This window comes from Actinokineospora sp. NPDC051303 (assembly GCF_055586285.1).
The window spans coordinates 12478-29836 of record NZ_JBVJIN010000022.1; the positions used below are offsets into that span (position 1 = coordinate 12478).

General features: G+C 73.4%; 18 protein-coding genes. 8 read left to right on the forward strand and 10 right to left on the reverse strand.

The window, feature by feature from the left end; translation table 11 throughout:
• Nucleotides 1-23: 23 nt before the first annotated feature.
• Entirely contained in the window at nucleotides 24-608 is a 585-nt protein-coding gene (locus ACZ6SD_RS18295) for a hypothetical protein (protein ID WP_465318214.1), read from the forward strand.
• Nucleotides 609-650: 42 nt separating this feature from the next.
• Here the strand turns inward: ACZ6SD_RS18295 and ACZ6SD_RS18300 are convergent, their stop codons facing one another.
• Nucleotides 651-2069: a DEAD/DEAH box helicase gene (locus ACZ6SD_RS18300; RefSeq protein ID WP_465318205.1), complete on the reverse strand. Its 1419-nt coding sequence runs from the start codon at nucleotides 2067-2069 to the stop codon at nucleotides 651-653.
• Between the two features lie 776 nt (nucleotides 2070-2845).
• On the opposite strand from ACZ6SD_RS18300, the gene ACZ6SD_RS18305 reads away from it, so the two are divergent.
• On the forward strand, nucleotides 2846-3070 hold the full coding sequence (locus tag ACZ6SD_RS18305; RefSeq protein WP_465318122.1) for a hypothetical protein: 225 nt from the start codon (nucleotides 2846-2848) through the stop codon (nucleotides 3068-3070).
• A 9-nt stretch (nucleotides 3071-3079) separates the two neighbouring features.
• Here ACZ6SD_RS18305 and ACZ6SD_RS18310 read toward each other — a convergent pair whose 3' ends face one another.
• The 6 genes from ACZ6SD_RS18310 to ACZ6SD_RS18335 all read right to left on the reverse strand — a co-directional run bounded on the left by ACZ6SD_RS18310 (nucleotide 3080) and on the right by ACZ6SD_RS18335 (nucleotide 8945).
• Nucleotides 3080-3478, reverse strand: coding sequence for a DUF6292 family protein (locus tag ACZ6SD_RS18310; protein WP_465318123.1), 399 nt, complete (start codon nucleotides 3476-3478; stop codon nucleotides 3080-3082).
• Between the two features lie 79 nt (nucleotides 3479-3557).
• Nucleotides 3558-4469, reverse strand: coding sequence for a hypothetical protein (locus ACZ6SD_RS18315; RefSeq protein WP_465318124.1), 912 nt, complete (start codon nucleotides 4467-4469; stop codon nucleotides 3558-3560).
• A gap of 50 nt (nucleotides 4470-4519) precedes the next feature.
• On the reverse strand, nucleotides 4520-5326 hold the full coding sequence (locus ACZ6SD_RS18320; protein ID WP_465318125.1) for an alpha/beta hydrolase: 807 nt from the start codon (nucleotides 5324-5326) through the stop codon (nucleotides 4520-4522).
• Nucleotides 5327-5574: 248 nt separating this feature from the next.
• Nucleotides 5575-6399, reverse strand: coding sequence for a S1 family serine peptidase (locus ACZ6SD_RS18325; RefSeq protein WP_465318126.1), 825 nt, complete (start codon nucleotides 6397-6399; stop codon nucleotides 5575-5577).
• A gap of 228 nt (nucleotides 6400-6627) precedes the next feature.
• Nucleotides 6628-7839, reverse strand: a complete 1212-nt coding sequence (locus ACZ6SD_RS18330; RefSeq protein WP_465318127.1) for a bifunctional cobalt-precorrin-7 (C(5))-methyltransferase/cobalt-precorrin-6B (C(15))-methyltransferase — start codon at nucleotides 7837-7839, stop codon at nucleotides 6628-6630.
• A gap of 38 nt (nucleotides 7840-7877) precedes the next feature.
• Complete coding sequence (locus ACZ6SD_RS18335) at nucleotides 7878-8945, reverse strand: cobalt-precorrin-4/precorrin-4 C(11)-methyltransferase (protein WP_465318128.1); 1068 nt, start codon at nucleotides 8943-8945, stop codon at nucleotides 7878-7880.
• A 75-nt stretch (nucleotides 8946-9020) separates the two neighbouring features.
• Between ACZ6SD_RS18335 and ACZ6SD_RS18340 the strand changes: the two genes are divergently transcribed.
• Nucleotides 9021-10184, forward strand: coding sequence for an 8-amino-7-oxononanoate synthase (locus ACZ6SD_RS18340; protein ID WP_465318129.1), 1164 nt, complete (start codon nucleotides 9021-9023; stop codon nucleotides 10182-10184).
• 56 nt (nucleotides 10185-10240) lie between these two features.
• Nucleotides 10241-11065, forward strand: a complete 825-nt coding sequence (locus tag ACZ6SD_RS18345; protein WP_465318130.1) for a class I SAM-dependent methyltransferase — start codon at nucleotides 10241-10243, stop codon at nucleotides 11063-11065.
• A gap of 20 nt (nucleotides 11066-11085) precedes the next feature.
• On the opposite strand, the gene ACZ6SD_RS18350 is transcribed toward ACZ6SD_RS18345, so the two are convergent.
• Entirely contained in the window at nucleotides 11086-11535 is a 450-nt protein-coding gene (locus tag ACZ6SD_RS18350) for a GNAT family N-acetyltransferase (RefSeq protein WP_465318131.1), read from the reverse strand.
• Nucleotides 11536-11548: 13 nt separating this feature from the next.
• A complete protein-coding gene (locus ACZ6SD_RS18355; protein WP_465318132.1) occupies nucleotides 11549-12364 on the reverse strand; it encodes a S1 family peptidase in 816 nt (271 codons plus the stop codon).
• Nucleotides 12365-12727: 363 nt separating this feature from the next.
• Between ACZ6SD_RS18355 and ACZ6SD_RS18360 the strand changes: the two genes are divergently transcribed.
• Both ACZ6SD_RS18360 and ACZ6SD_RS18365 read left to right on the forward strand, forming a co-directional pair.
• Nucleotides 12728-13411, forward strand: a complete 684-nt coding sequence (locus ACZ6SD_RS18360) for a M15 family metallopeptidase (RefSeq protein WP_465318133.1) — start codon at nucleotides 12728-12730, stop codon at nucleotides 13409-13411.
• Nucleotides 13412-13416: 5 nt separating this feature from the next.
• Nucleotides 13417-13749: a YnfA family protein gene (locus ACZ6SD_RS18365; RefSeq protein WP_465318134.1), complete on the forward strand. Its 333-nt coding sequence runs from the start codon at nucleotides 13417-13419 to the stop codon at nucleotides 13747-13749.
• 9 nt (nucleotides 13750-13758) lie between these two features.
• Here the strand turns inward: ACZ6SD_RS18365 and ACZ6SD_RS18370 are convergent, their stop codons facing one another.
• Nucleotides 13759-14859, reverse strand: coding sequence for a M48 family metallopeptidase (locus ACZ6SD_RS18370; protein ID WP_465318135.1), 1101 nt, complete (start codon nucleotides 14857-14859; stop codon nucleotides 13759-13761).
• Between the two features lie 168 nt (nucleotides 14860-15027).
• Here ACZ6SD_RS18370 and ACZ6SD_RS18375 point away from each other — a divergent pair, with 168 nt between their 5' ends.
• The gene (locus tag ACZ6SD_RS18375; RefSeq protein WP_465318136.1) at nucleotides 15028-15564 is read left to right on the forward strand and encodes a YbhB/YbcL family Raf kinase inhibitor-like protein; all 537 of its coding nucleotides are present in this window, start codon (nucleotides 15028-15030) and stop codon (nucleotides 15562-15564) included.
• 142 nt (nucleotides 15565-15706) lie between these two features.
• Complete coding sequence (locus tag ACZ6SD_RS18380; RefSeq protein WP_465318206.1) at nucleotides 15707-17110, forward strand: mycothione reductase; 1404 nt, start codon at nucleotides 15707-15709, stop codon at nucleotides 17108-17110.
• The last annotated feature ends 249 nt before the right edge of the window (nucleotides 17111-17359 follow it).

Here is a 17359-nt window from a genome sequence, read left to right on the forward strand (position 1 = left end):
AACCCCCCGCCGCACGGGAACTCATGGAACAACGCGCCGAAGAGGACGTGCGAAAAGCGGGCGCGGCGGGCTTCGCCGACTTCGTCACTCAGGTCGCGCGCCACTGCCTGGGCGAGAATGTTCCGAAACCGAGGAGATCCGCCGCGCTGATCGCCCAGCACAGCGGATGGTCGTCACTGACCGAACGCATAGACGCGGCCAAGGAGATCGCGGATTTCCGCTCGGTCAGCGCGGACATCATGGCGTTTGTCGACAAGCACTACCGGGAGTTCCCGCAGAAACCCAAGCTGCGCAACCGGCCGCCGGTGTTGTCGGTGAACCGGATGTCGTACTGGTGGGGCGCGTTCGACACGTACCTGAGCCGGATCGCGGCGTTCTGCGAACCACCGCAGCCCGAGAGCGGGGAGCTGGCCGCGCGGCTGCCCCTGCTCGCGGAGCCGCTGGCCGCGGCGGACGCGCTGCGCGCCCGCGTCGCGGAGCTGTTCCGCCGTCGCAGGCAGGACCCTGAGTTCCGCGACAAAGTCACCTTCGAGATGGCCGGGCTCTACCCGATCGTCAACGAGATCGACGTGACCCTGCGGCGCATGGTGGCGGCGGGCCAACTCTGACCGTGCCCGGGAACCTCGGCGTGAAGGTTCCCGGGCAGGAGGTCAGCGGCGCCTGCGGCCCGCGCTGGAGCCCGCGGAGAAGGCGGCGGCTCCGCGCGGGGGCTCGGCGGCGGACGTCGCCGAAGCGCGCGGAGCCGAGGCGGCGGACGTGCGCTTGCCGCCCTTGGACTCGGCCTTGGCGCCCGCCCGGCCGGTGGACTTGGCACGGCCCTGGCCGCGCGCCGGGCGCGGCTCGGTCGCCGGGCGAGCCGGTGGGGCGACCAGGACCCGCTTGCCAGGGGCCAGCTCGGTCAGGACGGGGTGGCCGGGGCGGGCCTTGGTGGTGATCGGGGTGATGCCCGCCTTGCGAGTCAAGTCGCGCACGTCGGCGACCTGCTCGTCGGTCATCAGGGTGACCACGGTGCCGGACGCGCCCGCGCGGGCCGTGCGGCCAGAGCGGTGCAGGTAGGCCTTGTGCTCGACCGGCGGGTCGGCGTGGATGACCAGCGCGACGTCATCGACGTGGATGCCGCGGGCGGCGATGTCGGTGGCCACCAAGGTCGGGGCGCTGCCGTCGGAGAATGCGAGCAGGTTGCGGGTGCGGGCCTGCTGGCCGAGGTCGCCGTGCAGCTCCACCGCGCGCACGCCCGCGGCGACCAGCTGGCGGGTGAGCCGGGTGGCGCCGCGGCGGGTGCGGGTGAAGACCATGCAGCGGCCCGGGGCCGAGGTCAGGTCGACCAGGACCGGGAGACGGGCGTCGCCGCCGACGTGCAGGACGTGGTGGGTCATGGCCGCGACCGGCGACTGGGCCGAGTCGACGCTGTGCGTGACCGGGTCGACCAGGTAGCGGCGGACCAGCACGTCGATGCCGCCGTCGAGGGTGGCGGAGAACAGCAGGCGCTGGCCGGTGCGCGGAGTCTGGTCGAGCAGGCGGCGGACGACCGGCAGGAACCCGAGGTCGGCCATGTGGTCGGCCTCGTCCAGCACGGTGGTCTCCACCGCGTCCAAGTGGACGTTGCCGGACTTGAGGTGGTCCTCCAGCCTGCCGGGGCAGGCCACGAGCAGGTCGACGCCCTCGCGCAGCGCGGTGACCTGCGGGCCGGGGCGGACACCGCCGAACACCGTGGTGGCGCGCAGCCCGAGGGCCTTGGCCAGCGGCGCGGCCGCGTCGTGGATCTGGGTCGCCAGCTCCCGGGTCGGGGCCAGGATCAGCGCGCGGGGACGGCCCGGGGCCCGGCGGCCCGCGCCCTGGACCAGCCGGGCGAGCAGCGGGATGAGGAACGCGTACGTCTTGCCCGAGCCGGTGCGGCCCCGGCCGAGGACGTCGCGGCCCGCCAGCGAGTCGGGCAGGGTCGCGGACTGGATGGGGAACGGCGCAGTGACTCCGACCTCGGCGAGCGCGGCGACCAGCGACGCGGGCACCCCGAGATCATCGAACGACCGGGGCGCGGCAGCGGGCTGTTCGACCGCCTGCTGGGCGATCGGCGGGGTTTCCCGCCGATCCTCGGCACGGCGCGGGGCCTGGCGCTGGGCGGTCTGGCGCTGCGGGGCCTCGTGCCGCGAGGTCTGGCCTCGCCCGGTCTCCCGCTGCGTGGACCGCGGAGCCTGGCGCCGCGCGGTCTCGCGCTCCGGAGTCTGGCGCTCCGCGGTCTGGCGCTGTCCGGCCGCGCGCCGCCCGGACCGCGGGGCCTGGCGCCGCGACGTCTCCCGCTGCGAAGTCTCGCGTTCCGGGGTCTCCCGCTGGGGGGTCGCTGACCGGGGGGCCTCGCGCTGGGCGGTCGAAGAATGCGGGGTGTCGCGCTGAGCGGGCTCGCGGCGCGGGGTGTCCGAGCGCGGGGCCACGAACTGGGGGGTGTCGGGCAGGGTGGTGCTGGGGCGGCCAACCGCCATGGGGTGTCTCCGAACGTCACAGGGTCGTCCTGCCCGGCGCGGTACCAGCCGCGGCGCGTGGGTGGTCGACGAGAAACGGGTCCGAGGCAGAACTGAGCGGACCCTCGCACCACCGATCGTACCTGGTCCGGTCGACCGAGTCCGCGTCCACGCCCGGTGGGGTACTGTCGTGTGGTCGAGCACACGCAGACGACCGGCAGAGGAGCCGGTCCCGGCCCCTCGACCGAGCCGGGCCCCGCGAGACCGACACGGATGCGCTCCGCCTCCCCAACCACCGTGTCAGCCCGGCCATCCCTCCCCCGGCGACGCCTGCCCCGAACGACCCGGGCGGCTGCCGAACACGCTCTACCCTGAAGGAGTTCCTGACGATGTCGAGCGGAATCCGGCCCTTGTCCGGCGCGGCCAACGAGTTCACCCAGGCCCGCTTGGACGCTCTGGACAACCTGACAACGCAGCGCACCCGTGCCGCCCGCACGGTCGCCGGGCACTCGGTCGACGCCGACGACTGCCGCAACCTGCTCACGATGCTCGGTCTGGACGCCAGCGCCGAGGCGTCCGACGCGCGCCCGGTCTACGTCGCCCCGGTGATGTAGGACCCGGATTCAGGCGTAGCGGCTCAGCCGCTCGGCGAGCGCCCAGCGGTCGCCAACGGACTCGGCGACGGGCCGGTTCTCCTCGGAGGACCGGCCCGCTCGCGTCCGGGCGACGAACTCGGCGACGGCCTCCGGCGGGGGCGCCGGGTCGGGGCCGAAGCGACCGAGGACCTCGGGCTCCGCGGACGGCGCGTGCTCCACGGCCAGGGTCCAGCCGCTGCGCTCGTCCCAGATCAGCATCAGGTCGTCGCCACCGTGGCCGGGCAGCGCGACGTAGGCGGTGGCGGTGTCGCTGATCTCACAGGAGACGCCTTCGCCGGGCAGCCGCAGCGCGACGGCGACCGCGCGCAGGTAGCCCTCCAGACCGCGGCGCAGTGCGTAGGTGCTGTCGTCCGGTCCGCTGTTCACCTCGCAGACCGTACGCCACCACGCGCCGACAGCCGCTGGCGGCGCGCGGAAAGCCCCTTGGAAAGTCCGGAGTGGACAGTCAGCCTGCCTTGCGCCACAACCCTTCGATGCCCTCGGCGCGGGACCGGTGGTCCACATACAGCAGCGACTGGAGCACCAGCGTCGCGGGCGAGATCAGCGTCCCGGACAGCACCGCAGCCAAGGCCTCGGCCAGGGCGGCGTCGCCGCTGATGCGGCCGAAGACAGCGCCGACGATCATGCCGAGCAGGCCGAACACGATCCCGGCCAGCAGCAGGATGCCCAGCACCCGCCACCAGCCGACCGCGGCCACCAGCTTGCGGGAGCGCTCCAGCGCGGCGATCGGGTTGCCGTCCTCGACCACGACGATCGACTGCGCGAAGGTGAACGCGATCACCAGGTAGAGCATGGCCACCGCCGCGGGCAGGGCCAGCAGCACGCCGCCGGGGCCACCGGCGAACACGGCGAACCCCGCCACCGCGGCGATCGCGCCGAAGATCACGGCCGTGAGCAGGGTGAGCAGGAACAGGCGCGGCAGCGCGGGCAGCGCGGCGCTCAGCGCGGCCCGCGCCCCGGTGGTGTGGCCGAACACCGCGCGCGGCACGACCACGTTGACCACCGCGACCAGCAGCAGGCCCAGCAGGGCCGCGATGACCATGTGCAGCGCCGCGTCGATCAGCAGCGGGCGGACCTCCGCCCAGTCCACGCGAGAGCCGTCCGCGATGGCGCGGGTGTCCGGCACGTCGCCGAGGACCAGCGTGGACACGAACCAGCGCAGCAGCTCGGTCGCGGTGATCACCGCGAAGCCGACGCCGACCAGCGCGGCCGCGTTGCGCCGCAAGCCCTGCGCCATGCCCGCGACCAGGTCCGGCAGCGCCAGCGGGCGCAGCGGGACGATGCCCAGCTGCAACGCCTCCGGGGCGTCCAGCGGTGTCATGGGCGTGATGTCGGGGCGCTCTGGCTGCTCGCTCATGTGAATCCCCAGTTCGTCGCGACGGCCGGTCCGCGCGCCGGAGCGTGAGGCTACAGGTAACCGCCGACGAACTGGAGCGCCTCGGGCAGCGCACGACGGAAGTACCGGTCGTCGTGGCCGCCGCGCTCGAACGACGTCTTGGCCGCTTTCACCCGCTGTGCCAGCGTCTTCGCGTTGCGCAGGTACGCGCGGTCCTCGGTCCCGCACCACACTCCGACTGGCAGATAAGCGAACTCGTTGACGTGGCGCAGCGGATCGACGCGCTCCCACTGGGCCCGGTCGGTGAACATCTTGGCCGCGGCCGCCGCCGCCCAGCTGTCGAACAGGATGGGGCTGATCGCCGCGACCGCGGTGAACCCGGGCGTCCTGGTCAGGTTGAGCGCGCCCGCGCCGCCCTCGCCGATGCCCACCGCGGAAAACGGGGTCGTGGCGAGCTGGTGGTAGTCGAGCCACTCGGGGAGGTCTTCGTTGAGCATCCGCTGCGGATCGTCGTTGCGGCTGCCGACCCAGTTGCCGCCCTCGACCGCGACCACGGCGAACGGCGGCACACCGTCGCGGACAAGCCCGGTGAGGATGTCGGGCACACCCAGATCGAGGAAGCTCTTAGCCCCGCCTAGGCCGCCGTGCAGCGCGACGCAGACCGGGATCGGCTTCACCGGGACCCCCGCGGGCCGGATGATCACCGCCTCGACCTCGCGGTAGCGCCCGGTCGAAAGGTAGCGCACAGTCGTGACCGGCTGAATCTGCGAGCTGGGAACCTTGGACTGCAACAGGTTCTCCGGCGCGCCGCCAGGTGTCGCCGTGTTCTTGCATCCCGCGACGGCGCCCGCCCCGAGCCCCAGTCCGCCCAACAGCACCGTCCGACGCGACAGGCGAACAGTTTTCGCAGTATTCACAAGTTCTCCGCTCGTCACGGACCCTGGCGGCGATCTTATGAGGTTATAAGAGTCCGTGGGGCGGTCAGCCCGAAACGGTGCTGTCGCAGACGAACTGTTTCGGTGAAGCTAGATCGACAGCACACGCCAGGGCACCGCGACTTGGCGGTTTTTGATCATAAGAAATACGGGATTCGCGGAAAAGTGAGCGAACACCTGATCGAGATCGGCTACCGGACGGGCGGCACGGGCTCCTGGCCGACCAGTTGGGCGTCGAGTTCGGCGGTGAAGGCGCTCAACCGGGTGTAGACCCCGGGCTTGCCCGGCCGCGCGCAGCCCTCGCCCCAGGACACGACGCCGATCAGCTTCCCGCCCGCGACGAGCGGCCCGCCGGAGTCGCCCTGGCAAGTGTCCACGCCGCCCTCCGGCAGGCCCGCGCACACCATCGACGCCGCGATGAACTCGGCCCCGTACGCGGTGGCGCAGGTGGTGTCGGAGGTCAGCGGGACCGCGGCCTTGCGCAGCGTGTCCGAGGCCGGGCCCGCCTCGCTGGTCCGCCCCCAGCCCGCGATCGTGGTCACGGTTCCCTCGGCGTAGAGGGCGGTGTCGGTCGCGGTCGCCACCGGGATCGGGGTGGCCGGGAGCGGCGTCGAGAGGGTCAGGACCGCCACGTCCGCCCTGACCGTTGAGTCTTCGTAGCCGGGATGGACCCAAATCGAGGCGACCTCGGCGGTGACGCCGCCCGACGCGGTCAGGTCGGTGCGCCCGGACACGACGGCGACCTCCCCCGGCTCGGAGCCCCGCACGCAGTGCGCGGCGGTCACGATCTTGGTCGGGGCGGCGACGGAGCCGCCACAGAACGGGAAGCCGTCCGCCGTGGTCAGCGCGACGATGTAGGGGAAGTCGGCGATGTCGGCCGCCTCGCCGCCGACGACCAAGGGCTGGACCGCTGGCGGGTCCTGGTCCGCCTGGGCGGCGGACACCGTCGCCGCGCCTGCGGCGAGAACCGCCGCGGCGATCCCGATGAGACGGGCGAGCCGCCGTGCCTGCGCCATGGGTCTACTCCTTCGCGCCGGACCCGGGACCAGCCTCCCAGGCGTCGCCTCATGGCTACCCGCCAGCCGCGATTGGCCACAACATCCGAAAGAAGTGAGCCGTTCGAGTGAACGATCCGCCGAAAACGCCGCCCGACCTGGGGATCGCGCCCGAATGCCCGCCACCCTACTTTCGGGTGGACTTTTCCGGCCCCGCCGCGATCAGATCGTCCACAGAGGACAGACGGCTTACTTCCGGCTGCCCCAGACCAGGAACGTCGAACTCGCCGGGACGACGCCCATGGTGTCCTCGGACAGTTCGACCAGGTTCGACGTGGTCAGGTGGCAGCCGTCGACGGCGTACCCGGCGTCCGCCAGGGTCTTGCGGGTCTGGCCGAGGCGGTCCAATTCGGGCACCAGCACGACGATCCGCGCCGCGTCGACCCCGGCGCACGCGCGCACGACGTCCGGGCGGGAATCGCCGACGAACACCGAGTCCGGCCGCGGCAGGCTCGCCAGCACCGCGGGCGGGTCCCCATCGGCCAGCCGCACGTCCACGCCGTGCGCGCCCGCGTTGGCCACGATCCGCACACACAGCCCGGAATCCCGCTCGACGGCGATGACCGCCGCGCCCAGGCGGGCCGCTTCGATGCCCACCGCGCCCGACCCGGCGCACACGTCCCAGACCAGCGCGCCCGGGCGCGGGGCGAGCCGGGCCAGCGCCAGCGCGCGCACCTCGGGCGGCACGCCCACGCCCGCGCGAGTGGCGAAAGCGCTTTCCGCCAACGCCCAGCCGTCCTCCGGCGGCACGACCTCGCCGCCCGCGATCCACTGGTCCCGGCCGACCGAGTCCAGGGAAACCAGGCACAGCACCAGATTCGGCTCGCGCCAGATCCGCCGCTCGGCCTCGGTCACGTCCACAATGGACAATTTCTCGGTCGGGCCGCCGAGGTCTTCCAGCACCGCGATGTTGCGCCGCCAGCCGTCCAGCTCCCGGGCCAGTTCGGCCGGGCCGGCGTCCGGGCCGGTGAGCACCGCGACCGCCTTGCGGGCCCGGCAGACGTTGACCGCGTGCCGGAAACCGCTGCCCCGCGCGCTGACGACGGTCAGGTCGTCCCACGGGCGCTTGATCATCGCGGCCATCCGCTGCACGTCGGTGACCGAAGGCCAGGTGACCGTCGGCACGCCCCGGGCGCGCAGCGCGCGCAGGCCGCCGAAGTATCCGGGGTCGCCCTGGATCAGCACCACCGCGGACTCGCCCGCGGTCACCGCCTGGGCCAGAGCGTCCACAGTGGCCTCACCGAACGCGCTGCCCGCCAGCTCAAGCCGTCGCGCGGAGCCCGCGTGCGCGGCCAGCAGCGGGCGCAGTCCCACGACCAGACCGGCGTTGTTCAGGGCTGCCTCGGCGCCCGGGGGCAGCGACTGCCCGTCGACACCGATCACGGTCACGCTTGCCGTCATGGGCGATATGAGATCACGAGCGCCCTCGGCCCGGCAGCTCAGGCCTTCTTGGTCGTCCTGCGGGACGCGGAGCCGCGCGAGGCGCGGGCCGGGTGCTTCTTCGCGGCCGGTTTCGCCGGGGCCCGCTTGGCGGGCTGCTTCGCCTCGGCGACCGGCTCGGCCGCGGGCCGCGCCCCGGTGTCTACGGCGACTTCGGAACCGGTGGCGTCGGTGGCACCGTCAACGCCGTCAACGCCGTCGGCTTCGTCTGAGTCGTCGGGGTCATCGGGGTCGTCGCGGTCGTCGGGCTCCGGCTCGGCCGCGCGCCGCGCCCAGGACCGGCGGCCCTCCCCGCCGGACGAGCGCCAACCGCGGGAGGTCCACCGCTGCGCCGCGGGCTGCTCCGGGTCGCGCGGGGCGTACCCGGCGCGCGGCTTGGCCTGGCACAGCGCGTCACCGACGAGGAACAGCGCGTGCCGCCACAGGTTCGCGCGCTTGACCTCGGCCACCAGCTCGCCGAGCGTGGTGCGCAGCACCGTCTCGTCCGGCCAGGTCACCTTGTAGGCCACCACGACCGGGACCTCCGGGTCGAGTCCGGCCGCGGTCAGCGCCTCGACCAGCTCGGCGGCCCGCGCGGCCGGGGCCTGCACCGCGATGGTGCGGCTCTCGGCGGCGATCTCGCGGACCCGCTCGAAGTCCGCGTCGGTGCCGGTGACCACCAGCGTGTCCGGGCCGCCCGCCTCGACCAGGCCGTTGCCGGTGGCCGCGGCGGCTGCCGACACCGGGGACACCCCGGGAACCACCTCGACGTCGAGGCCGAGCCGGGCGCAGGTCTCCCGCTGCTCGCGCAGCTCCGGGCTCAGCGCGGGATCGCCCGCGACGACTCGCACCGCCCGGTGCCGCCTGCTCGCCAGCCTGCGGTACAGCTCCAGCAGCTCGTCGGGCTCGATTCGGCCCAGATCGACCAGCTCGGCGTCGGCTCTGGTGTGCTCGCGCAGCCAGGTGGCGTCGATGATGCTCGGCGCGTACAGCACGAGGTCGGCTTCGGCGATCCGGCTCGCCCCGCGCAGGGTGATGAGGTCGGCCGCACCAGGTCCAGCTCCCACGAAACTCACGGCGCCACGCATGCCACGACCGTATCGTCAGTCACGTTGGCGACCCGGACCTGGGCGGGTCCGGGCGGCGGTGTCAGACTCCCACGCGTGAACCCGGACGGACCCAGCCCCGCTGACCAGGTCTTCGACTGGCTCGACGCGCACGCGGAAGAACGTCGGCGCGCGGGTCTGAGCAGGCAGCTTCGCCCGCGCAGGCCCGACTCGGACCTGCTCGACCTCGCGGGCAACGACTACCTGGGACTGGCGAAGGACAAGCGGGTCAGCGGCGCCGCGGCGGCGGCCACGCTGCGCTGGGGCGCGGGGTCCACCGGGTCACGGCTGGTCACCGGCAGCACGGAGCTGCACAGCGAGCTTGAGTACGAGCTGGCGCGGTTCTGCGGGACGCAGTCGGCGCTGGTGTTCTCCTCCGGGTTCGCCGCGAACCTCGGCGCGGTCACCGCCCTGTCCGGCAAGAACTGCTCGATCGTGACCGACGCCTACATCCACGCCTCCTTGATCGACGGGTGCAGGCTCTCGCGCGCCGAGGTGGCGGTGACCGCGCACGCCGACCCGGCCGCCGCGGGCCGCGCGCTGGCGACCCGGCGGACCGAGCGCGCGGTGTTCGTCACCGACACGGTGTTCAGTGTGGACGGCGACCTCGCGCCGCTGAACGACCTCGCCGCCGTGTGCCGGGCGAACGGGGCGGCGTTGATCGCCGACGACGCGCACGGCTTCGGGGTGCTCGGCGACGGCGGCCGGGGGGCCGTGCACGCCGCCGGTCTCGCGGGCGCGCCGGACGTGGTGACCACCCTGACCCTGTCGAAGTCGCTGGGCGCCCAGGGCGGCGCCGTGCTCGGGCCGCGGCGGGTCATCCGGCACCTGGTCGACAACGCGCGCAGCTTCATCTTCGACACCGGGCTCGCCCCGGGCAGCGCCGCCGCGGCCCTGGCCGCGCTGACCGTGCTCAAGGAGGAGCCAGAGCGCGCCGGGCGGGTGCTGGAGATCGCCCGGACTCTCGCGGAGCGGCTGCGCGCGGCGGGGCTGGCGGCCAGCGAGCCGGACGCCGCGGTGGTGTCGGTGCGCGCGCCGTCCCCGGACGCCGCCCTGGCCTGGTCGCAGGACTGCCGGGCCGCCGGGGTGTGGGTCGGGTGCTTCCGGCCGCCGTCAGTGCCCGACTCGGTTTCCCGGCTGCGGCTGACCGCGCGGGCGGACCTGACCGAGGGCGAGATCGACCGCGCGGTCGAGGTCGTCACCCGCTGCGCCCCGCGCTGAAACTCGGTCGCCCCGCCTCGCCCACGCGCCCATGATGGGGCGGGGGGGTGGTCGGCATGACCGATGACAGGGCCGATTACATAGCGGTCAACAAGGCCAACTGGGACGAGCGCGCGCCCGCGCACGCGGCGTCGCCGGACTACGGCGTGCGGCGGTTCCGGGACGACCCGGACCACCTCAGCGACGTCGTGCGGTTCGACCGGCCCCGGCTGGGCGACCTGACCGGAGTCCGCGGGGCGCATTTGCAGTGCCACATCGGGACGGACACGCTCTCGCTGGCGCGGCTGGGCGCGCGGATGAGCGGCCTGGACTTCTCCCCCACCGCGCTGCGACAGGCGCGCGAGCTGGCCGGGGACCTGATCGACTACCACGAGGCCGAGGTCTATGACGCGGTCGACGTCCTCGGGGCAGGCTCTTACGACCTGGTCTACACCGGGATCGGCGCGCTGTGCTGGCTGCCGTCTGTCGCGCGGTGGGCGCGGGTGGTCGCCGACCTGCTGCGCCCCGGCGGCCGGGTGTTCCTGCGCGAGGGCCACCCGATGCTGTGGACGCTGGACGAGCACGCCGACCCGCCCGTGCCGAGGTACTCCTACTTCGAGCAGGCCGAGCCGCTGGCGCTGGACGGGGACGAGACCTACGTGGCGACCGACGCGGTGTTCACCCACACCCGCTCCTACAGCTGGAACCACGGGGTGGGCGAGGTGGTGACCGCGCTGCTGGACGCGGGACTGCGGCTCACCCGGCTTGAGGAGCACGACAGCGTGCCGTGGAACGCCCTGCCCGGACACATGGTCGAGGACACGGCGGGGCAGTGGCGGCTGCGGGAGACCCCGGAGCGGCTGGCCGCGACTTACACCGTCGAGGCGGTCAAGGCTGGCTAGCGGTCAAGGCTGTCTAGTGGTCAAGGCTGTCCAGTCCTGGCGGGCCGCCGCATCCGGATGTGGGCGACGCCGTGGTCGTCGAACACCTCGCCCTCGGGCCGGTAGCCGAAGCGGGTGTACATGTCCCGCACCTGGACCTGGGCGGCGAGCACGCTCTCGTCCTCGCCGATGTGCGCCAAGGCCGCCGCCATGAGCCTGCCGCCGAGACCGGAGCCGCGAGCGGGCCGCGCGACGCACACCCGGCCGACGCGGCGCTCGCCGCCGGGAGCGCCGAGGACGCGCAGGTAGGCCAACGGCTCGTCGTCGGGCTGCCACCACAGGTGCAGGGTGTCGGGCAGCAGGTCGTGGCCGTCGAGTTCCTGGTAGAGGCAGTCCTGCTCCAGCATGAACACCTCGACCCGGAGCCTGAGCAGGCGGTAGAGCGTGGCCGCGGGCAGGTCCGGGCCGTGGGCCGAGTGCAGTGCGCTCACATCAGCGTGGATATCACAGGTGCTGGGCGATCAGGTCGGCGTAAGCGGCGACGCGGGTGTAGACGCCGGGATTGCCCGGCTGCGCGCAGCCCTCGCCCCACGACGCGATGCCCACGAGCCTGCCGTCGACAACCAGCGGGCCGCCGGAGTCGCCCTGGCAGGTGTCGACCCCGCCCTGGGCCAGGCCCGCGCACACCATCGACTTCGCCGCGAAGGCCGGGTACACCCGGCCGCAGTCGGCGTCGGCGACCAGCGGGACCTGGGCGCCGAGCAGGAAGCGCGACGGGGAGCCGCCCTCGGCGACCCGCCCCCAGCCCAGGATCGTGGCCGGGGCGCCCGCGGCGTAGAGGCCCGCGCCGTCGGCGGGGGTGGCGATCGGCAGCGGCTGGTACGGCACGGCCCGGTCGAGGGTCAGCACCGCGACGTCGTCGCCGGTGGTCACCTCCTGGTAGCGCGGGTGCGTCCACACCTTGACCACCTTGGCGTCCGCGCCCGCCTGCGACTGCTTGTCCTCCCGGCCCGCGACGACGCGCACGCCCTGCGGGAACGCCTTGGCGCAGTGCGCGGCGGTGACGACCTTGTCCCGGGCGACGAGCGTGCCGCCGCAGAACTGGTGGCCCTGGCTCGTGGTCAGGTAGACCACATAGGGGTGGTCGGCGATGGCGACCCGGCGACCGCCGACGATCTGGGCGCCCTGCTGGCTCGCCGCTGACTGCTGGTTCGCCGCTGTCAGTTGGTTCGCTTCTGCGCCGCCGAAGTGGCCGAGCACAGCCGCGGCGACAGCGACGGCCGCGACGGCGCCGAGAACTCGGCGCGCGTGTCCCCTCATGAAGAAAATCTCCCATCGGTGATGTCCGTGCTCGCCGTGGACACGCTAGGTCAAGCGGGCCCGCGGCGGTCCCCCGACGCTGTCACCCGAAGGGGTGCAGTTGGCCTGGGGCATGCTGGAGCCGTGCGTCGCCTGATTCCCGCCCTCGCTCTTGCCGCCGTCGTGACAGGGTGCGTCACGCCGGAGCAGCAGCGGGCCGCCCAGTCGAGCGCGCCCCCACCCGAGTCCGCGTCAGCGTCGGCTCCCTCGGAAACCTCGGGTCCGCCCGAGCCTCCGGGGTCCGCGGTGTCTCCGGCGCCCACATCTTCCCCGGCGTCGGTTCCCGCGTCGTCGCGGCCTCCGGACCCCGCGCCAGCCTGGGTCGTGGGCGCGACCCCGCTGCCGCTGCGGCCGGACGGATTCGGGAAGGTGCTGCCGACGCCCCCGGCGCTCGCCGAGCGGTCGCTGCCCACCAGGGACCTGCTGCCGCCGCCCGCGGACGGCCGCTACGCCGCGACGGTGAACCCCGTGCCGGACGCGGTCCTAGCGCGCAGCACCTGGCAGCCCCAGTGCCCGGTGGTGCGGGCCGACCTGCGGTACCTGACGATGTCGTTCTGGGGGTTCGACGGCCGCCCGCACACCGGCGAGATGATCGTCAACGCCCGCGTCGCCGAGGACGTCACCCGGGTGTTCGGCACGCTGTTCGCGGCGCGGTTCCCGATCGAGGAGATGCGGGTGACCGCCCTGCCCGAACTGGACCTGCCGCCGACCGGCGACGGCAACAACACCACCGCGTTCGTCTGCCGCCCCGCGCGGAACCTGACGACCTGGTCGGCGCACGCCTCCGGGCTGGCCATCGACGTGAACCCGTTCTGCAACCCCTACGTCAAGGGAAACCTGGTGCTGCCCGAGCTGGCCTCGGCGTACGTGGACCGCGCGCGCCGCAGGCCGGGCATGGTGTTCGCGGGCGACGCCGTCGTGCGCGCGTTCGGCTCGATCGGGTGGAGCTGGGGCGGCACGTGGACCTCCCCAGTGGACATCCAGCACTTCACCGCGACGGGCAGGTGAGCGCGGTGACCGTGGCGAAGTCGGTGGCGCTGTTCGTGGTCGCCGCGCTGGCCGAGATCGGCGGGGCCTGGCTGGTCTGGCAGGGCGTCCGCGAGAACCGGGGCTGGCTGTGGGTGCTCGGCGGTGTGCTGGCGCTGGGCGCCTACGGCTTCGTCGCCACCCTGCAACCGGACGCGCACTTCGGGCGCATCCTGGCCGCGTACGGCGGCGTGTTCGTCGCCGGGTCGCTGCTGTGGGCGATGGCCGTGGACGGCTTCCGGCCCGACCGGTGGGACGTCGCGGGCGCGCTCGTCTGCCTGGCGGGGGTCGCCCTGATCATGTACGCCCCCCGCCCGTGACCGGTCCGGTCAGTTCTTCGCGGCTCCGGCGTCGTCCGGGCGCGGCGCGTCAGCATTACCGCCACCGCCGCCGAACCGGCTGAACACCTTGCCCGCCGCCCCGGACAGCGCCTCGCCGACGTCGTTGAGGACCCGGGCCAGCGGGTCGGTGGACGCGGCGAAGGACTCCTTGTACGACTTGGCCGCCGACCTCATGTCGTCGCTGAACGTGCTGCCGGGGGCCTCGTCGTCGCGGCGCTGGTAGTCGCCCGCCAGGATCGCCCGGTACTCCGCCGAGGCCGCCCAGCGCTGCAACTGCGCCGCCCGCACCACCGCGAACGGGTGGCTCATCCCCTCGACGGCGCGCAGCTTGTGGATGCTGTCGCGGATGTCGTCCACGTCCTCGTACTCCTTGGCCTGCTGGAGGAAGGACGGAATGTCGATCTGGGTCAGGTCGGTGCCGCCCGCGAGGTAGACGTGGGCGCGCAGCGCGGCGGCCGGGTCCTGCCCGCACAGCAGGCCCGCGCGGTCGCAGGTGAGCTCCGCCTTGCGGAACCACTCGCGCAGGGCGGCGATGGCCGCGCGCAGCGCCAGCGCGCCCGCCGGGATGAACGCGACGGTCATCTGCAGGTGCACCAGCCGCAGCAGCAGCGTGCGCAGGACCGCGTGGCCGGAGAGCACGTGGCCCATCTCGTGGCCGACGACGAACCGCAGGCTCTCGCTGTCCAGCGCCTCGACCAGCCCGGTGGTCAGCACGATGAACGGCTCATCGATGCCGACGGTCATCGCGTTGGCGTTCGGGTCGCGCTGGACGAAGACGTTCGGCACGGTGTCCAGGTCGAGGACCTCGGCGCACTCCAGCCGCAGGCGGTCGATCTTCGGGTACTGCTTCTCGCCGACCCGGATGGCCGAGGCCAGCGCCAGCAGCCGCTCGCCCCGCTCACTGAACAGGCCGGACACCGCCTTGAGCACCTCGGCGACCCCGGGGGCCGCGCGCAGCGCCGCCATCGCGCCCCGGTCGGCCGGGTGCTCGTAGGCGCGCGGGCTGATCCGCGGGAAGCGAACCCGCGTGGACGACCGCGAGACCTCGCCGTCGGAACCGGGGCTGGGGCTGTCGGCGCTGTCGGTCACATTTCCTCCCAGAAAGTGGTCCAGCCCCACAGTAGGCGGATTCACCGCGGGAGGTGGCCGGTTCGTCCACAGCCGCTCGATGAGCCTCGGGCCGCGGTCACCACTAGGTTCACGGCCGGGGCTAGATTCGCTCCCGGAAGATCACCGGCAAGTTGTGGAGGACCGTCCATGAGCCTGGACCGCCCGGTCGCGCCCGACCCGTACGCCCTGCTGCCCAAGACCGGCGAGTTCACCGTCACCTCGACCGACGTGCGCGACGGGGAGAAGCTGGACCTCAAGCACGTCCACGACTCCGCAGGCGGGGAGAACCGCTCGCCGCGGCTGACGTGGAGCGGCGCGCCCGAGGGCACCAAGAGCTACGTGGTGACCTGCTTCGACCCGGACGCGCCGATCCCCGGCGGCTTCTGGCACTGGGTCGTGGTGAACATCCCCGCCGACGTCAGCGAGCTGGAGACCGGCGCGGGCGAGGCCGACAACACCCTGCCCGCTGGCGCGTTCCACGTCCGCACCGACTTCGGCTCCCACGCCTACGGCGGCGCCGCGCCGCCGCAGGGCGACCAGGACCACCGGTACTACTTCGTGGTGCACGCCGTCGACGTGGAGAAGCTGGACGTGGACGAGACCGCGAGCCCGGCCGTAGTGAGCTTCAACCTGGCGTTCCACACCCTGGCACGCGCGATCATCACCCCGACCTACGCGCACTGAGCCCGCGCGGCGGGCGGGAGGGCCGACCCCACCCGCGGCCCTCCCGCCCAAGTCCGGCGTGTGGCGTATGTAGTGCAAGAGCAACCAAGTCGCCGCCGGATACGTGGAATGCCAAGCGGGTGGGATGGGGTTGGATGTGATCGTGGCCCACTACGACCTGGTGATCATCGGAACCGGCTCCGGCAACTCCCTGCTCGACCCGCGGTTCGCGGGCTGGCGGGTGGCGATGGTCGAGCGGGGCGTGTTCGGCGGGACCTGCCTGAACGTGGGCTGCATCCCCACCAAGATGTTCGTGCACGCCGCCGACCTGGCCTCGGTTCCCGCCGCGGCCGCCCGGCTGGGGGTGCACGAGACGCTGGACGCGGTGGACTGGCCCGCGATCCGCGACCGGATCTTCGGGCGGATCGACCCGATCGCCGACAGCGGCCGCAAGTACCGGATGGCGCACCCGGACAACGCGAACGTCGACGTCTACCTCGGCGCGGCGCGGTTCGTCGGCGAGCGGCGGCTGGAGATCACCCCGAACGACGGCTCCCCGGCCGAGACGATCACCGCGGAGCGAATCGTCCTCGCCGCGGGCGGGCGCGCGGTCGTGCCCGAGATCGAGGGCATCCACGACGTGGCCTTCCACACCAGCGACACCGTGATGCGGCTCGACGAGCTGCCCCGGCGGTTGGTGATCCTGGGCAGCGGGTTTATCGCCGCCGAGTTCGCGCACGTGTTCTCGGCGTTCGGGGTCGAGGTGACCGTGGTCGCGCGCTCCGGCGCGCTGCTGCGCGGGGAGGACCGCGACATCAGCCTGCGGTTCACCCAGCTCGCCCAACAGCGCTGGGACGTGCGGCTGGACCGCAAGGCGGTGCTGGCCGAGCGCGCGGGCAACGGGGTGCGGCTACACCTGGAGGGCCCGGACGGCGCGGAGACCGTCGAGGGCGACCTGCTGCTCGTCGCGGTCGGCCGGACCCCGAACGCCGACCTGCTCGCGGTCGACGCTGGCGGGATCGCGGTCGCGCCGACCGGGCACGTGCTGGTGGACGAGTTCCAGCGCACCAGCGCCGAGGGCGTGTGGGCGCTGGGCGACATCAGCTCGCCGTGGGAGCTCAAGCACGTCGCCAACCACGAGGCGCGGGTCGTCCAGCACAACCTGCTCAACCCCGGCAAGCTGACGGCGGCCGACCACCGGTTCGTGCCGCACGCGGTGTTCACCGCGCCGCAGATCGCCTCGGTGGGGCTGACCGAGCAGGAGGCCGAGCGCGGCGACGCCCCCTGGGTCGCCGCGACCGAGGCCTACGGCGGCGTCGCGTACGGCTGGGCGATGGAGGACACCACCGGGTTCGCCAAGATCCTCGCCGACCCGGCGACCGGCCGGATTCTGGGCGCGCACATCATCGGCCCGCAGGCGCCCACGCTGCTCCAGCCGATCATCCAGGCGATGAGCTTCGGCCTGGACGCCCGCTCGATGGCCCGCGGGCAGTACTGGATCCACCCCGGCCTGCCCGAGGTCGTGGAGAACGCCCTGCTCAACCTGCCGCTGGACCCGACCGACTAGGGCCGCGGTCCGGCCCCAGCCCGCCGCCGGTGGCACGAGCCACGCGCGGAGGGCCTGCCACGCCGGTGGAGATTCGGTCGTCGGCCTGCGCGGATGCGAGACTGGTGATCGCGGGACGCGGACACACGGCGGCAAGGGCGGCGCCGGGGCCCGTCGCGGCGCGTCCGCCAGGGCCGCGGTCCGGACCCGCGGGCGGGACTGTGGCTGGTGCGGCAGCGTGGCCGTGGCACTCTCTTGGTCGCCGCAGTG

Excerpts from the sequence above, each read along its gene's own strand:
- ACZ6SD_RS18330 (WP_465318127.1), bottom strand. The coding sequence starts at position 7,839 with ATGACGGCAAGCGTGACCGTGATCGGTGTCGACGGGCAGTCGCTGCCC.
- ACZ6SD_RS18355 (WP_465318132.1), bottom strand. The coding sequence starts at position 12,364 with ATGAGGGGACACGCGCGCCGAGTTCTCGGCGCCGTCGCGGCCGTCGCT.
- ACZ6SD_RS18315 (WP_465318124.1), bottom strand. The coding sequence starts at position 4,469 with ATGAGCGAGCAGCCAGAGCGCCCCGACATCACGCCCATGACACCGCTG.
- ACZ6SD_RS18305 (WP_465318122.1), top strand. The coding sequence starts at position 2,846 with ATGTCGAGCGGAATCCGGCCCTTGTCCGGCGCGGCCAACGAGTTCACC.
- ACZ6SD_RS18295 (WP_465318214.1), top strand. The coding sequence starts at position 24 with ATGGAACAACGCGCCGAAGAGGACGTGCGAAAAGCGGGCGCGGCGGGC.
- ACZ6SD_RS18325 (WP_465318126.1), bottom strand. The coding sequence starts at position 6,399 with ATGGCGCAGGCACGGCGGCTCGCCCGTCTCATCGGGATCGCCGCGGCG.
- ACZ6SD_RS18345 (WP_465318130.1), top strand. The coding sequence starts at position 10,241 with ATGACCGATGACAGGGCCGATTACATAGCGGTCAACAAGGCCAACTGG.
- ACZ6SD_RS18375 (WP_465318136.1), top strand. The coding sequence starts at position 15,028 with ATGAGCCTGGACCGCCCGGTCGCGCCCGACCCGTACGCCCTGCTGCCC.
- ACZ6SD_RS18335 (WP_465318128.1), bottom strand. The coding sequence starts at position 8,945 with ATGCGTGGCGCCGTGAGTTTCGTGGGAGCTGGACCTGGTGCGGCCGAC.